General features: G+C 62.7%; 13 protein-coding genes. 7 read left to right on the forward strand and 6 right to left on the reverse strand.

Annotation, left to right across the window (positions count from 1 at the left end):
- The 4 genes from ACNAOH_RS04145 (at nucleotide 1) to ACNAOH_RS04160 (ending at nucleotide 4,117) form a co-directional block, all read left to right on the forward strand.
- On the forward strand, nucleotides 1-1,767 hold the full coding sequence (locus ACNAOH_RS04145; RefSeq protein WP_443971505.1) for a transglycosylase SLT domain-containing protein: 1,767 nt from the start codon (nucleotides 1-3) through the stop codon (nucleotides 1,765-1,767).
- A 5-nt stretch (nucleotides 1,768-1,772) separates the two neighbouring features.
- Complete coding sequence (moaB, locus tag ACNAOH_RS04150; RefSeq protein WP_443971506.1) at nucleotides 1,773-2,300, forward strand: molybdenum cofactor biosynthesis protein B; 528 nt, start codon at nucleotides 1,773-1,775, stop codon at nucleotides 2,298-2,300.
- Nucleotides 2,301-2,460: 160 nt separating this feature from the next.
- Complete coding sequence (locus ACNAOH_RS04155) at nucleotides 2,461-2,856, forward strand: hypothetical protein (protein ID WP_443971507.1); 396 nt, start codon at nucleotides 2,461-2,463, stop codon at nucleotides 2,854-2,856.
- A 196-nt stretch (nucleotides 2,857-3,052) separates the two neighbouring features.
- Nucleotides 3,053-4,117, forward strand: coding sequence for a PA0069 family radical SAM protein (locus ACNAOH_RS04160; RefSeq protein ID WP_443971508.1), 1,065 nt, complete (start codon nucleotides 3,053-3,055; stop codon nucleotides 4,115-4,117).
- On the opposite strand, the gene ACNAOH_RS04165 is transcribed toward ACNAOH_RS04160, so the two are convergent.
- Together ACNAOH_RS04165 and dnaE are read right to left on the reverse strand one after the other, a co-directional pair.
- Complete coding sequence (locus tag ACNAOH_RS04165) at nucleotides 4,114-4,431, reverse strand: YdeI/OmpD-associated family protein (protein WP_443971509.1); 318 nt, start codon at nucleotides 4,429-4,431, stop codon at nucleotides 4,114-4,116. The two genes, ACNAOH_RS04160 and ACNAOH_RS04165, sit on opposite strands and share 4 nt — an antisense overlap.
- A gap of 28 nt (nucleotides 4,432-4,459) precedes the next feature.
- The gene (dnaE, locus tag ACNAOH_RS04170) at nucleotides 4,460-7,957 is read right to left on the reverse strand and encodes a DNA polymerase III subunit alpha (protein ID WP_443971510.1); all 3,498 of its coding nucleotides are present in this window, start codon (nucleotides 7,955-7,957) and stop codon (nucleotides 4,460-4,462) included.
- A 228-nt stretch (nucleotides 7,958-8,185) separates the two neighbouring features.
- On the opposite strand from dnaE, the gene ACNAOH_RS04175 reads away from it, so the two are divergent.
- A complete protein-coding gene (locus tag ACNAOH_RS04175) occupies nucleotides 8,186-8,695 on the forward strand; it encodes a Yip1 family protein (RefSeq protein WP_443971511.1) in 510 nt (169 codons plus the stop codon).
- A 12-nt stretch (nucleotides 8,696-8,707) separates the two neighbouring features.
- On the opposite strand, the gene ACNAOH_RS04180 is transcribed toward ACNAOH_RS04175, so the two are convergent.
- Nucleotides 8,708-9,391, reverse strand: coding sequence for an ABC transporter ATP-binding protein (locus tag ACNAOH_RS04180; RefSeq protein ID WP_443971512.1), 684 nt, complete (start codon nucleotides 9,389-9,391; stop codon nucleotides 8,708-8,710).
- Nucleotides 9,384-10,634, reverse strand: a complete 1,251-nt coding sequence (locus ACNAOH_RS04185; RefSeq protein WP_443971513.1) for a lipoprotein-releasing ABC transporter permease subunit — start codon at nucleotides 10,632-10,634, stop codon at nucleotides 9,384-9,386. The genes ACNAOH_RS04180 and ACNAOH_RS04185 overlap by 8 nt, the downstream gene beginning before the upstream one ends.
- 497 nt (nucleotides 10,635-11,131) lie before the next feature.
- On the opposite strand from ACNAOH_RS04185, the gene ACNAOH_RS04190 reads away from it, so the two are divergent.
- Nucleotides 11,132-11,608 carry an Hsp20 family protein gene (locus tag ACNAOH_RS04190; RefSeq protein ID WP_443971514.1) on the forward strand — a complete coding sequence of 159 codons (477 nt, stop codon included), beginning with the start codon at nucleotides 11,132-11,134 and terminating at the stop codon, nucleotides 11,606-11,608.
- A gap of 74 nt (nucleotides 11,609-11,682) precedes the next feature.
- On the opposite strand, the gene ACNAOH_RS04195 is transcribed toward ACNAOH_RS04190, so the two are convergent.
- Both ACNAOH_RS04195 and secG read right to left on the reverse strand, forming a co-directional pair.
- Entirely contained in the window at nucleotides 11,683-13,320 is a 1,638-nt protein-coding gene (locus ACNAOH_RS04195; RefSeq protein ID WP_443971515.1) for a CTP synthase, read from the reverse strand.
- 237 nt (nucleotides 13,321-13,557) lie between these two features.
- Entirely contained in the window at nucleotides 13,558-13,953 is a 396-nt protein-coding gene (secG, locus tag ACNAOH_RS04200; protein ID WP_443971516.1) for a preprotein translocase subunit SecG, read from the reverse strand.
- Nucleotides 13,954-14,187: 234 nt separating this feature from the next.
- On the opposite strand from secG, the gene ACNAOH_RS04205 reads away from it, so the two are divergent.
- Nucleotides 14,188-14,745, forward strand: coding sequence for a type 1 glutamine amidotransferase domain-containing protein (locus ACNAOH_RS04205; protein WP_443971517.1), 558 nt, complete (start codon nucleotides 14,188-14,190; stop codon nucleotides 14,743-14,745).
- The last annotated feature ends 10 nt before the right edge of the window (nucleotides 14,746-14,755 follow it).

Below are 14,755 nucleotides of genomic sequence, written 5' to 3' on the forward strand. Positions count from 1 at the left end.
ATGCGGTTCGTTTCGTCACTCATTCTCGCTGTTGCGCAGCTCATCGGCGGGACGATCGCGGCGGCGCCGGTCGCAGCGCAGTCTCTCGCGGCATCGACTGCTGCCATCTACGCCAGCGCATCGAGCGACACCGCGCGCTACCGACCGATCCTTTCCGCGCTTTCAGGTCAGCGCTGGTCTGAGGCAAAAGCGGGCATCACCGCGCTGGACGAGACCGACAGCATGCGGCCCTGGCTGCTGGGCGAGCTTTATACTGCCAAGAACTCGCCACGGGTCGAACTATTCGACCTGATGGACTTGCTCGCTAAGGCGCCCTGGCTCCCCAAGGCCGATCAGATCGGTCGCCTGGCCACCAAGCGCGGCGCGCAGATCCTGCCGCAAGGTGCGCAGGTGCGGCAGCTGATGTGGACCGGCGGTGCCCCGCAGCGCGCCATCCTGCGGCCCGTGAAGGGCGACGCCATGGCGGACAGCCTGCGCACGACGCTCCTCGAAAAGATCAAGGCGGACGATCCGGCAGGCGGCGAGGCGCTGCTGTCCGGCGCGGAGGCCAATCTGGGCAATGAGGGCCGCACGGAGCTGCGCCAGCGGCTTGCCTGGTCCTATTATATCACTGGCCGCACGGCGGACGCCCGACGCATGGCGGCCCTCGCCACGCAGGACGGCGTCGGCGGCTATGTTGCGCCAGCCTGGTGGGTCGCGGGCCTTGCCGCATGGCGCGAGAAGGACTGGGCAGAAGCCGGTCGAGCCTTTGCCATGACCGCTTCCCGCGCGGACGATGCGGACCTGCGTTCGGGCGGATATTTCTGGGCTGCACGCGCCGCAATGGCCGAGCGCAAGCCTGAGAAGATCAACGCTTTGCTGCAGGCCGCCGGGCGCTATGGCGAGACCTTTTACGGAATGCTCGCGCGGGAAACGCTGGGCATCGGGCCGGACCCGGCACTGCGTCGCGAGCCGCTGACCACGGCCGATCTCTCCGAAGTCGGCAGCCGCCCCAATGCGCGCAACGCCATCATTCTTTCCGCGCTGGGCCAGAGCGCGCAGGCAGACGAAGTGCTGCGGCGGGAGGCCGAACTGGCCGGCACCACGCATTATGCTGCGCTCGTCCACCTCGCGAGTGCATTGTCGCTCCCGACCACTCAGCTCTGGCTTGCCCAGCGTTCGCCCTCCGGCGCCGCCGCAAAGGCCTATGGCCGCTATCCCTCGCCGGACTGGACGCCCAGCAATGGCTGGCAGGTGGAGAAGGCGCTGGTCTATGCCCACACCCTGCAGGAATCGCGTTTCCGCGCCAATGCCGTGAGCATGGCTGGCGCACGCGGGGTCATGCAGGTGCGCCCCGGCACGGCAGCGGAACTGGCGGCAGCGAATGGCCTCGCCTATTCGCCCGATCAGCTTGACGATCCGGCGATGAACCTCGCCCTCGGTCAGCTCTATCTCAAGAAGCTTGCCGGCATGAGCGCAACCGGCGGCCTGCTGCCCAAGGTGATCGCCGCTTACAATGCCGGGCCGACGCCGATCGACCGGTGGAACGTGGCGGTGCGGGACGAAGGCGACCCGCTTCTCTTCATCGAGTCCGTCCCTTATTATGAGACGCGGGCCTATCTGAACGCGGTGCTGCGCAACTACTGGATCTATCAGATCGATGCGCAGGGCCAGTCGCCCGCGCTCAGCGCCATGGCGCAGGGCATGTGGACCCGCTTCCCCGACGGGAGCAAGGATGTCGCGGTGCGGATGAAGAAGCCGACCCAACTCGCGTCCGGATCGGACTGACAGCCTTGCCGCTCGACGAGAGCCGGGAGTTTCTCCCGGTCAACATTGCGCTTCTCACGGTCTCGGATACCCGCGCGCTCGCAGATGATCGCTCCGGCGACACGCTCGCCGCACGGATTGCCGCCGCCGGTCACCGGCTGGTGGATCGCGCGATCGTGCGCGACGAGCGCGAACTGATTGTCGCTCGGCTGCACGCATGGATCGAAGACCCTGAAGTCGATTGCGTCATCACCACGGGCGGTACCGGCGTTACCGGGCGGGACGTGACCCCGGAGGCAGTCGAGGCGGTGCAGGATAAGGCGATCCCCGGCTTCGGCGAGTTGTTCCGCTGGCTGAGCTTCAAGTCGATCGGCACCTCGACCATCCAGTCGCGCGCCTGCGCCTGCGTCGCGCGTGGCACCTATATCTTCGCGCTGCCCGGCTCGACCGGCGCGGTGAAGGACGGCTGGGACCAGATCCTCGTCCATCAGCTCGACAGCCGCTTTCGCCCCTGCAATTTCGTCGAGCTGATGCCGCGCCTCAACGAGCGCTGATTTGCGCTATTCGGCGGCGGATCTGTCCTACAGTGTCTCGCTCATGCTAAGGTAGGCGATAAGTTCGGACATCTGATATTCGCGCAGCTTTTTTCGAAAGCGGACTGTCAGGACTCGACGACATTGCAGACATTCGTGCCATCTGAAATGCTGACGTTCGATGACAACTTCCGATTACCAGTGGGGCCTAAGCAATCCGGGGCCTGAAAGTCTGCTCGTCTGGCTTGAGCCTTGGTGTGACGAGTTCGAGGTTCCAGCTCGATCAACCATTACTTTAAAGGCTCCCGGTGGGTTTGAGGAAGGCGCTCCGGGTGAGGTTGAGTGGACTCCAAAGAACCTGGTCATTTGGGGAAACGGCCCGACGGTGGAAGTTTTCATTGATGGCGTGCATCACGAATCTGGTTCGGCAGTGATCCCTATTCCTGACGGCCTGACTAAGAAAATGCTCAACGTCGTCTTTGCGGAGCAGCCCACTGCGCGACTTGGTGGCGCACCTTCCACTGTGATCGATTGGACCTCTCGCTGGCGGCGGGTAAGACACATTTTGGGTCTGTAGGCCGCTCCAGGAACGACCGCTTCCCCCGACAAAGCTGACGCTGCTTTAAGCGGGACTTGTTCAGGGCCAGTGCTTCCGCCCCACCGCATTTTTTTTGCTCCAAGAGGTGTAACCTTTAGAACCTTTCGACAGCAAGAACGGCAAACAGCGCCGCATCGCGCTTGCGATTTTGTTCACTTTATGTTCTTATCCGGCCATGGCGACCAAGGGACGCGGTGCGACTCACAACCAGCTTTCCACTCGGTTCAATTTGCCGGGCCGCGAGGTGGAGGGGGATTGGCAGGACTGGCTCGCGGCCAGCGACGAAGACATTCCGCCGCTCCGCACCACCGTCACGGAAGAGGCGGCGCGGACGATCATCACCCGCAATACGTCACCGGATGTCGGATTCGATCAGTCGATCAATGCCTATCGGGGCTGCGAGCATGGCTGCATCTATTGTTTCGCGCGGCCGACCCACGCCCGGCTCGACCTCTCGCCCGGTCTCGATTTCGAAAGCCGCCTGTTCGTGAAGCCGGAGGCCGCCGCACTGCTCCGCAAGGAGCTGTGCAAGCCGGGCTATCAAGTGCGTACCATCGCAATGGGGACGAACACCGACCCCTATCAGCCGATAGAGGCGCAGTGGCGGATCACCCGCGCGATCATTGAAGTGCTCAGCGAGGCGCGGCACCCATTGATGATAACGACCAAATCGGACCGGGTGACGCGCGACCTCGATCTGCTGGCACCCATGGCGGCGCTGGGGCTGGTCGCAGTCGGTCTGTCCGTCACGACCCTCGATCCGGCACTGGCCCGCTCACTGGAGCCGCGCGCCGCGCATCCGGAGAAGCGCCTCGCTGCGATCACTGCGCTCTCCAAAGCCGGCGTGCCGGTCAACGCCTGTATCTCCCCGATCATCCCGGCGATCAACGACCATGAGATCGAGGCGCTGGTGGAGGCGGTCGTGGAGGCCGGGGCCTGCTCGGTCTCCAATATTCCGGTGCGCCTGCCGGATGAAGTGGCGCCGCTCTTTCGCGACTGGCTGGCTGAGCATTACCCCGATCGCGCAGGCAAGGTGATGGCGATCATCCGCTCGATCCGTGGCGGCAAGGACAATGATCCGCGCTTCGGCAACCGGATGGGGGGGGAAGGCCCTTATGCGGACCTCATCCGCGCTCGTTTCGACAAGGCCCGTGCGCGACACGGCATTACCAGCCGAGGTGCGATCACGTTGCGTAAGGATCTTTTCGTGCCGCCGAGCGACCAGATGCGACTGTTTTAGGAGCGCCCCCTATCGAGCGTCTTGTCGATCAACACCGCCTGCTGCCAGCGGCCCGGCGCTTTGTCCGTGCGGTGGATACATCCCGCCCAACAACAGGGCCGTCGTTTGCCTTCCAGCAGTTCCTCACAGGTGCGGGCGATCCGCCGCTCCCGCGTCTTCGCCTGCTTCGCATCCTCAACCCAGCAGATGAACTCGTTGCGACCAAGCGGCGTGAGGCTTTCCCAAAGGACGAAAAGCGCGGGATCGGACAGGATCGCGGCTTGCAGATCGTCACCCGCTTCGTGGACGGTGCCATGGGGAAAGTCGTTCGCCATTCGAACCTCCGTCCGGGAGACGCGCCGCTCAGCGCGACGCCACGAGGCTGAGCTTGGGCTCCAGCGCAGCGAGGGAAACGGCGGACACACCGGTAATCGCCTCGATGCGCTCCCCCAATTCCGCATCGAGCAGATAATCATCGCCCAGCAAGAGGCTGGCCAAGCTGTCATCTGCGAGGCGCAGGTGGAGAACCAGCCGCGATCGTCCGCCCCGGCACTCTTCGAGCAGTTTGGAGAGGGCGGGAAGCGCATCCGTCCGCTCGACCGTTACCATCATCCGCATGCGCGCATTGCCCATCACGCGGGAAAGCGGTGCCACCCCGCGCACCGTCACACGCGGCGTCTCCTCGCCGGGCAGGCGATCCAGCTCGACAGTCAGCAGCGCGCATTCGCCATCCTTGTGGAGCTGGTCGAGCATCTTGCAGCTCTCCTCGTCAAAACAGCTCGCCTGGAATTGGCCGCTATTGTCAGAGAAGGTCGCAGAGACATAGCGGGCGCCCCGCTTGGTGTCCCGCCAGCGAATGTCCTCGACCAGAGCGGCCATGCTCGCGGTTGGACGCTCCGTCCCCGAGGTCACGGCATCGCCGCTGCAGAGTTCGGCATAGCTGCGCACGCCCCGCCCGCGCGAAAACTGGCGGTACCGATCGACCGGATGCGCAGAAAAGTAGAAGCCGAACGCTTCCCGCTCCTGCGCCATGCGTTCACTCGCAGACCAGCGCGCCTCCTGCGTGAGCGGAACAGAGGCATGGGGCACATCGTCTCCGCCGAAAAGCCCGCCCTGCCCGCTCGCGCGCTGATGGGCTGCGCTTGCCGCCACCGCGAGCACCGTCTCGGCCGCTGCGAAAGCCACTGCACGGTCCAGCCCCAGCGAATCGAAAGCGCCCGCGGCGGCGAGGCTTTCCATCTGGCGCTTGTTGAGAAGGCGAGGCTCGATGCGGTCGGCCAGATCGTCAAGATCGCGGAACGGCCCGCGCGCCGCCCGCTCCTCGACCAACTGCTCCATTGCTTTCTCGCCCACCCCTTTGAGGCCGCCCAGCGCATAGCGCACGGCCTGTCGGTCAGCGTCGGCAGGGTCCGGTTCAACTGTGAAGTCTGCTTCGCTCGCGTTGATGTCGGGCGCGAGGCAGGCGATACCAGCCCGGCGCATATCATCCACGAAAACCGTGAGCTTGTCGGTCTGGTGAATGTCGAACGCCATGGAAGCGGCATAGAACTCTGCAGGGTAATGCGCCTTGAGCCAGGCGGTCTGGTAAGCGAGAAGCGCGTATGCGGCAGCGTGGCTCTTGTTGAAGCCGTAGCCCGCGAACTTGTCGATAAGGTCAAAGAGCTCGTTGGCCTTTGCGGGTTTGATGTCGCTGCGCTCGGCGCATCCTTTGACGAACCGGTCGCGCTGGGCATCCATCTCCGCCTTGATTTTCTTGCCCATGGCACGGCGCAGAAGATCCGCGTCTCCCAGCGAATAACCCGCCAGGATCTGCGCGGCCTGCATCACCTGCTCCTGATAGACGAAGATCCCGTAGGTCTCGGCAAGGATCGTCTCCAGCAGCGGATGGGGATATTCGATCGTCTCCTGCCCGTTCTTGCGGCGGCCGAACATGGGGATGTTATCCATCGGACCCGGCCGATAGAGCGAGACGAGCGCGATGATGTCTCCGAAGTTGGTCGGCTTCACGGCGGCAAGCGTCTTCCTCATGCCCTCCGATTCCAGCTGGAACACGCCGACCGTATCGCCGCGCTGGAGGAGCTGGTAAACGGCGGGATCATCCCAGCTCAAGCCGTCGAGATCGACCATGACGTCTCGCCGGGCAAGCAACTGCACGGCGCGTTGAAGCACCGAAAGCGTCTTGAGGCCCAGAAAGTCGAACTTCACCAAACCCGCGCCTTCGACATATTTCATGTCGAACTGCGTGACCTGCATGTCCGAGCGCGGATCGCGATACAACGGGACAAGCTGCGAGAGGGGACGGTCGCCAATGACGACGCCAGCCGCATGGGTCGAACTGTTGCGCGGCAGTCCCTCAAGCTTGAGCGCATAGTCGACAAGTCGGCGGACGCTGGAATCCGCTTTATATTCGGCCAGAAATTCCGACGATCCATTGAGCGCGCGGTCGATCGTCCATGGGTCGGTGGGGTGGTTCGGCACCAGCTTGGCAAGCCGGTCCACCTGGCCATAAGGCATCTGCAGCACGCGCCCGGTGTCCTTGAGCGCGGCGCGGGCCTTCAGCGTACCGAATGTGATGATCTGCGCGACATGGTCCGCCCCGTATTTCTGCTGGACGTAGCGTATCACTTCGCCACGGCGGGTTTCGCAAAAGTCGATGTCGAAGTCCGGCATCGAGACGCGTTCGGGATTGAGGAATCGCTCGAAGAGCAGACCAAGCTGGAGCGGATCGAGATCGGTAATGGTCAGCGCCCAGGCGACGACCGACCCGGCGCCCGAGCCACGCCCCGGCCCCACCGGAATGTCATTGGCCTTCGCCCATTTGATGAAGTCGGCAACGATCAGAAAATAACCAGGGAAGCCCATCTCGATGATGATATCGAGCTCAAACGCCAGCCTCTCCCGATAGGCTCCGCGTCGTGCCTCTTCCAGACCGAGCCGGTCCAGCCGGGATTCCAGTCCGGAAGCGGCGTCAGCACGCAGCTGCGCTTCCTCGCCGGCACGATCACCGGCAAGGCTGGGCAGGATCGGCTTGCGCTTCGGCGCCGCCACTGCGCAGCGCTGCGCGACGACGAGCGTGTTGGCGATTGCCTCCGGCAAATCCGCGAAGCGCTCAGCCATATCCGCAGCGGACTTCATCCATGCATCCGGCTGACTGCGCGGCCGGTCCACAGTTTCCACATAAGCACCACTGGCAATGCAGAGCATGACGTCATGCGCCTGATGGAAATCCGGCTCCGCGAAGCTGGCGGGATTGGTCGCGACAAGCGGCAGGCCGCGTTCATAGGCAAGGTCGATGAGCGCGGGCTCGGCCTCGCCTTCCGTTGCATCTCCACGACGGGCCAGCTCGATATAGAGCCGATCGGGGAAGATAGCCTGCAGTCGATCGAGATAGGCCGCTGCCTCGGCAGCTTGCCCTTCCGCCAGCAACCGCGCGAGTCCGCCTTCCCCCGCGCCTGTCAGACAGATCAGACCTTCGGCATGCTGGGAAAGGCTGGCGAAATCGATATGCGCGTCTGCTTCCACCGGCCGATCGACATGCGCCGCTGAGACCAATGTACAGAGATTTGCGTAACCCTTTTCGTCCTTCGCGAGAAGAACGAGCCAGTCAATCACCAATGCAGCGCCGGGCGGTCGGCCGGGCCTTTCCACGGCCAGCATCGCGCCAATAATGGGCTGCACACCCTCCTTCTTGCACGCGTCGGAGAAGGGCATGGCGCCATAGAGACCGTTTCGGTCCGTTATCGCGACGGCCGGGAATCCGAGCTTACGAGCCTGCTTTGCTACCGCCTTAGGATCAATCGCACCCTCCAGCATCGTGTAGCAGGAGAACACGCGGAGAGGGACGAACGGCGCATAGGACATGGTATATTGTTTAGGGCGTCGCGACGCCAAAGATAAGAGCAAGCTGCAAAGATGAGCGACTTATCCCCAGGCTTTTCGCTTAGGGTGCTGTCTTGGTGCCGGCAATGGGCGCTTGCGCCGCAGCAAAGATCATGGTCCACAAGCGCAACGATTGGGGGATGCGAGATGGAACCTAAAGGAAGAAACCGGGGCGTCGAACGCATTATCGCAAGAATTAAGGCGATATTGATGACGCCGAAAACCGAATGGCCGATTATCGCGCGGGAAACCATCCGTACCGGCGACGTTTTCACGAGCTATGTCATGCCGCTGGCAGCCATCGGCCCGGTGGCCATGTTGATCGGCTCGCCCATTTTCGGCATCGGTTTCGTGATATTGTCCTACGTGGCGGGCCTCGCAGGAGTGCTCATCATGACGTTCATCGTCGAGCAACTCTCACCCAAATTCGGTGGCGAACAGAGCCGAACGGCAGCGTTCCGCCTGATCGCCTACAGCGGCACCGCAGGCTGGCTGGCCGGTATTTTCAACCTCGTATCCAGTATCAGCTTTCTCGCGATACTTGGCAGCCTCTACAGTATCTATCTCTTCTATCTCGGCTGCGGCCCGATGCTGAAGATCCCGCAGGACAAGCGAGTGGTGTTCATGGTCGTTGTCGCCATTGTCGGCATCGCCATCTCGATGGTCATCGGCGTTATCGTGGGGTCGATCCTCGGCGTCGGAAGCCTGATGGGCGTCTGACAAGCCCAGCCTTCAGGTGACCGGCACCAGGCCACCGTCATGAAGGCGCACGACACGATCCATCCGCGCTGCCAGCCGCTCATTATGCGTAGCGATCAGCGCGGCGGATCCCTGCCCACGCACGAGGTGCATGAATTCGTCGAACACGACATCCGCCGTGCGCTCATCGAGATTGCCGGTGGGTTCGTCCGCCAGCACGAGCGCCGGGCGATTAGCCAGAGCACGGGCAACCGCGACACGCTGCTGCTCGCCCCCGGAAAGCCGGCTGGGCTTGTGGTCGAGCCGCTGCGCAAGACCGAGCGAGGACAGGAGCGAAGCAGCCCGCTCCCGCGCTTCTTCTGGCGTTGCGCCATGAATGAGTTGCGGCAACGCCACATTCTCGATCGCGTTGAAATCGGGAAGCAGATGATGAAACTGGTAGACGAAACCCAGCTTCTCCCGCCGCAGCGCCGTCCGCCCATCATTGGAAAGCGACGCGACTTCCTGCCCGCCCAAACGGATCGACCCGGAAAAGCCGCCCTCCAGAAGGCCGACCGCCTGAAGTAGCGTCGATTTTCCGCTGCCGGACGGTCCGAGGAGGGCAACGATCTCTCCGGCATGAACCGTAAGATCGACACCGCGAAGGACCTCAATGGTCACGTCCCCCTGCGTGAAGCTGCGGGCGAGACCGCGCGTTTCAAGGACTGCCTCACTCATAGCGCAGCACCTCGACCGGATCGGTATTGGCAGCCTTGAGCGCGGGATAAAGCGTCGCGAGGAAACTGAAGCCGATCGCCATGAAGCAGATGACCCCGATCTCCACCGGATCAGGCTTAGAGGGCAGCTCCGTCAGGAAACGGATCGAGGGATCCCAGATATTCTGCCCGGTTAGCAACTGGATGAGGTCCAGCATGCCCTGCCTGAAATAGAGCAGAACAGACCCGAGAGCCAGCCCGGCCAGAGTCCCAAGCGTCCCAATTGAGAGGCCCACGGTCACGAAAATCCTGAGCAGGCTCGCACGGGTCGCCCCCATGGTTCGCAAGATCGCGATATCGCGGGTCTTTGCACGGACGAGCATGATAAGAGACGACAATATGTTGAACACCGCGACCAGAATGATGAGCGACAGAATGACGAAGGACACCACCCGATCCACCTGGAGTGCTTCGAAAAGCGAGGCATTCATCTGCCGCCAGTCGATGACGGTCGCCTTGTCCACAACAGCTTTGGCGAGCGGATCGAGTATTTTTTCCACGCGATCCGGATCCTGCGTCTTCACTTCGATCATGCCGACCTGATCGCCGAGAAGCAGCAGGGTCTGCGCGTCCTTCATCGGCATAACGACGAACGCCTTGTCATAATCATAGACGCCGATCTCGAAGATCGCGCCGATCTCATAGGGAAGCTGGCGCGGCACAGTGCCGAAAGGCGTGGACCGGCCCGCAGGATTGATGATGCTGATCGTGCCGCCGACGCCGACCCCCAGCTGATCGGCCAGACGCGATCCGATCGCCACTTTGCCGCTTCCGGCGCGGATGGCGGCGAGCGAACCCGCCACCACCTTCGTCTTGAGCGAGGGATTGTCGCGAATGTCCGCCTCGTTCATGCCGCGCACCAGCGCCGCTTCTACCCGCCCCTCATGTGTGGCGAGGAGGGGCTGCTCGATGAGCGGCGTGGCACTGGTGACGCCGGGCGTCTTGCGGGCCGTCTCGACGATCTGACGCCAGTCGGCCAGCCGGCCGCCATAGCCCTGCACGACTGCATGGCCATTCAGGCCCACGATCTTGTCGAACAGTTCGGCCCGGAAGCCGTTCATCACGCTCATAACGACGATCAGCGCGGCGACACCCAGCATGACTGCGACGAGGCTGATCGTGGCGACGAGGAAGATGAACCCCTCCCCTTTGCCCGGCAGCAGATACCGGCGGGCGACCATCTGTTCATAGGTGGAGAGGATCATGAAGGCAGATGGCTTTCCGATGACGACCTAGCCTCCCTATGGTGCGCCACTGGGCGAGGCAAGCATTTGCGCCGGCAAACAGCATCAAGAGTCTGTTGCGAATTTGGCACAGGAGCGACCGAAACTGCGCGCGCCTGTACTTGACCGATGACAGACGGCGAAGAGTCGCATAGCTCTCAATCTCGAAGCACAGGTTCGTCACAACATGGCCGTGGTTCAGGGAGGTGGCTCCCGCTTCCAAGCTTGAGGGGGCTAAGGAAGCGCGTGGAGCCGCCAACCAAAGGGGGAGACGATTGATCGTCCACGGGCGCCCGGACTGGCAACAGTCTGGGCGCTTAGTGTTTGAGGCTGCGACAAATCATGCGCCGATCCTCTTGAAAGCCTTTTCCTCCGTCCCATCTCTTTTCCATCCGGTCGCCAAGACGGGGCCGGATGATGACCGGACGCCAAATGGGTCCGGCATCGCACATCAACTCGCTCATTTGAGGATTTGAACCATGCGAAGCTTTGATCTCACTCCTTATCGTCGCTCCACTGTCGGCTTTGACCGCATCTTCGATTTCATCGAGAGCAGCGCTCGCCTTCAGCAGGACAACTACCCTCCTTTCAACATCGAGCGCATCGACCAGGATCGATATCGCGTCACGCTGGCGGTTGCCGGCTTCAAGACCGACGAGATCGACATCACTGCGCAGCAGAACCTCCTGCATATCACCGGCCGCAAGGACGAGACCTCGCAGGACGATCGCGCCAAGTTCCTCCACCTCGGCATCGCCAACCGGAGCTTCGAGCGCCGGTTCGAGCTGGCCGACTTTGTCCGCGTCGAGAATGCCGAACTTGCCGATGGCCTGCTCGTCGTCTCCCTCATCCGTGAGGTGCCCGACGCAATGAAGCCGCGCAAGATCGCCATCAACGGCAAGGGCGCCGTGGTGGAACTCGAATCAGGTGACCGGGCGGACAAGAACGCCGCCTGATCGCCGAACCAGTCTCTCAAACCAGTCGAGAGAACGGGGGCGTCCGGGGAAACCCGGGCGCCCTTTTCCGTATGTCAAACCAGCCGGCTCTGCCGAAGCGCCGCAGCGATGAAGCTGGCGAACAGCGGGTGCGGATCGAACGGCTTTGACTTGAGCTCCGGGTGGAACTGCACGCCCACGAACCACGGATGGTCGGGCCGCTCGACGATCTCGGGCAACATGCCATCCGGCGACATGCCCGAAAAAACGAGGCCACCGTCCTCCAGCATGGCGCGATAGCCCGTATTGACCTCATAGCGGTGGCGGTGCCGCTCGCTGATGCTCGTGGTGCCGTAAATGGAGGAAACCACGCTGTTGCCGGTGAGCTTGGCCTCATAAGCGCCGAGCCGCATCGTGCCGCCAAGGTCGCCACCCGATTCGCGCTTCTGGATGCCTTCCGCGCTCATCCACTCGGTGATGATGCCGACGACTGGCTCGTCTGTATGGCCGAACTCGGTGGACGAGGCATTCGCCACGCCGCCGAGATTCCGCGCGCCTTCGATACAGGCCATCTGCATACCGAAGCAGATGCCGAAATAGGGGATCTCGCGCTCGCGGGCGAAGCGCACGCTCGCGATCTTCCCTTCCGCGCCGCGATGGCCGAAGGCGCCGGGAACGAGAATGGCATGGCACGGCTCAAGCCGCGCCGCGATCTCGCTCTCGTCCTCATTCTCGAACAGCTCCGCGTCGATCCAGTCGATGTTGACCTTCACGCGATTGGCAATGCCGCCGTGCACGAGCGCTTCGTTGAGCGACTTATACGCGTCTGGCAGACCGACATATTTGCCGACCACGCCGACCGTCACTTCACCTTCCGGGTTCTGCAACCGATCCATGATGTCGAGCCAGCGCTCGAGATCCGGCTCGCCGCGCGGCTCGATGCCGAAAGCGCGCAGCACTTCGTCGTCCAGCCCTTCGGCATGATATTGCGCAGGCACGGCGTAAATGCTGTCCGCATCCAGCGCGGGAATGACCGCTTCCTTGGGGACGTTGCAGAAGAGCCCGATCTTCGCGCGCTCGCCGTCCGGCAGCGGCTTCTCGCAGCGGCAGACCAACACGTCCGGAGCGACGCCAAGCGCCGCAAGCTCCCGCACGCTATGCTGAGTGGGCTTGGTCTTCAATTCACCTGCCGCCGAGATATAGGGCACTAACGTCACATGGATGCTGACGGACTGGCCACGCCCCAATTCATTGCGCAGCTGACGGATTGCCTCGATAAATGGCAGTGACTCGATGTCGCCCACAGTGCCGCCAATCTCGCACAGAACGAAATCGAGATCGTCCGTCTCGGCGAGCGCGAACGCCTTGATCGCATCCGTCACATGCGGGACGACCTGCACGGTCGCGCCGAGATAGTCCCCGCGTCGCTCGCGCTGAATGATCTGCTGATAGATGCGCCCGGACGTGACGTTATCCGCCTGACGGGCCGAAACGCCGGTAAAGCGCTCATAATGGCCGAGATCGAGATCGGTCTCTGCCCCGTCGTCCGTCACATAGACCTCGCCATGCTGGTAAGGCGACATCGTGCCGGGATCGACGTTCAGATAGGGATCGAACTTGCGGATGCGGACTCGGTAGCCGCGTGCCTGAAGGAGCGCGGCGAGCGAGGCGGCCATGAGGCCTTTGCCAAGCGATGAGACCACGCCGCCGGTGATGAAGATGAACCGCGCCATGGGAGAAGACGCTTACGCGGAGGGAGGACAAAAGGGCAAGCGGACAACTCCTTGCTGCGCGAAAAAAATGAATCCTCATGACGGCACGAGAACGAAAATCCCGCCAAAGGTTCTAAAGGTTCTAGTCCTTAGAGCAAAAAAACGAACGTAAGCGTGGCGACCCAAGGCCGCCGCGCAACGAACACATGCATAACGAAAGCAGTGTAGGACAGCGGTAAGGCTGTCCTGTGACGCCGGTCAGTTGGCGAGCGGCACTGCGCTGTTCGAGGCCGCGTTAGCCGGTGCCGCAGGGGCACCCTGCCCGGCCGCGCCATTGCCAAGCAGATCCGGCGCAGGGGCCGGAGCCGCAGGAGCGTTCACGCTCGCTGCATTGCCGACCAGCGAGGTGTCGATGGCCGCTGCACGATGCTGGGTCGCCGCGATGACGGCAAGGACGATGCTGAGACCGACGAAGATCGTCGCGAGAATCGAAGTCGCCCGCGTCAGGAAATCGGCAGCGCCCCGCGCCGACATGAAGCTCGCCGGGCTGCCGCCACCGGTAAGGCCACCGCCCTCCGAGCGCTGCATCAGGATGACCGTGACCAGCGCCGCAGCGACGATAGCCTGGACGACAAGAAGAAAGGTGAAGAGCATCGGGAAAATCGGTTCCGTCTCTGGGAAAGGCGCCCCTTAGCGCGGAAGGGAGCAGGGTTCAACCATTGGCATTGCGATGAGCCGGTCGCCTGTCAAACGGCTCCGTCCGTCGCATCCGCCGACACCCCGTCCCATTCCCCGGAACCTGTAACAGATCAGTTCGCTTGCATGGCTATGCAGCCCGCATTGGGCACCCCTCCCAAGCTCTCGCAAACGCCCTGAAAGGCCCCGACCATGACACTCGACGGAAAGAAGATCGCCATCCTCATCGCGCCGCGCGGCACAGAAGAACCCGAATTCGTACAGCCACGGCAGGCCGTGCAGGACGCCGGAGCGGAAGTGACCGTCATAGGACTGGAGCCGGGCGAAGCGCGCACGAACAACAGCGATCTCGATCCGGGAGGCAGCTATGCCGTCGACATGACCATCGATCAGGTTTCTGCAGAGCAATTCGATGGGCTCATCATTCCGGGAGGCACGGTTGGTGCGGACACGCTGCGGGGAAACGGCGATGTGATAAACTTCGTCGAGGCGTTCTTCGACCAGAAGAAGCCGGTCGGCGCGATCTGCCACGGCCCCTGGTTGCTGGTGGAGGCCGATGTCCTCGATGACCGGTCTCTGACATCTTATCTGACGCTGCAGACCGACATCGAGAATGCCGGCGGAAATTGGCTCGACGAGGAAGTGATCGTTGACGAAGGCCTCGTGACGAGCCGGAACCCCGACGACCTCCCCGCCTTTTGCGCGAAGATCGTGGATGAGTTTGGCGAAGGACGTCACGCAGCTTCGTGAAAGGCCGGTG

Source organism: Sphingobium sp. CR28, assembly GCF_052327305.1.
Lineage (GTDB): Bacteria > Pseudomonadota > Alphaproteobacteria > Sphingomonadales > Sphingomonadaceae > Sphingobium.

What these genes read in the sequence shown, in the direction of transcription:
- ACNAOH_RS04145 (WP_443971505.1), top strand. Translation starts at nt 1, where the DNA reads ATGCGGTTCGTTTCGTCACTCATTCTCGCTGTTGCGCAGCTCATCGGC.
- ACNAOH_RS04155 (WP_443971507.1), top strand. Translation starts at nt 2,461, where the DNA reads ATGACAACTTCCGATTACCAGTGGGGCCTAAGCAATCCGGGGCCTGAA.
- ACNAOH_RS04160 (WP_443971508.1), top strand. Translation starts at nt 3,053, where the DNA reads ATGGCGACCAAGGGACGCGGTGCGACTCACAACCAGCTTTCCACTCGG.
- ACNAOH_RS04165 (WP_443971509.1), bottom strand. Translation starts at nt 4,431, where the DNA reads ATGGCGAACGACTTTCCCCATGGCACCGTCCACGAAGCGGGTGACGAT.
- dnaE (WP_443971510.1), bottom strand. Translation starts at nt 7,957, where the DNA reads ATGTCCTATGCGCCGTTCGTCCCTCTCCGCGTGTTCTCCTGCTACACG.
- ACNAOH_RS04175 (WP_443971511.1), top strand. Translation starts at nt 8,186, where the DNA reads ATGACGCCGAAAACCGAATGGCCGATTATCGCGCGGGAAACCATCCGT.
- ACNAOH_RS04180 (WP_443971512.1), bottom strand. Translation starts at nt 9,391, where the DNA reads ATGAGTGAGGCAGTCCTTGAAACGCGCGGTCTCGCCCGCAGCTTCACG.
- ACNAOH_RS04185 (WP_443971513.1), bottom strand. Translation starts at nt 10,634, where the DNA reads ATGATCCTCTCCACCTATGAACAGATGGTCGCCCGCCGGTATCTGCTG.
- ACNAOH_RS04190 (WP_443971514.1), top strand. Translation starts at nt 11,132, where the DNA reads ATGCGAAGCTTTGATCTCACTCCTTATCGTCGCTCCACTGTCGGCTTT.
- ACNAOH_RS04195 (WP_443971515.1), bottom strand. Translation starts at nt 13,320, where the DNA reads ATGGCGCGGTTCATCTTCATCACCGGCGGCGTGGTCTCATCGCTTGGC.
- secG (WP_443971516.1), bottom strand. Translation starts at nt 13,953, where the DNA reads ATGCTCTTCACCTTTCTTCTTGTCGTCCAGGCTATCGTCGCTGCGGCG.
- ACNAOH_RS04205 (WP_443971517.1), top strand. Translation starts at nt 14,188, where the DNA reads ATGACACTCGACGGAAAGAAGATCGCCATCCTCATCGCGCCGCGCGGC.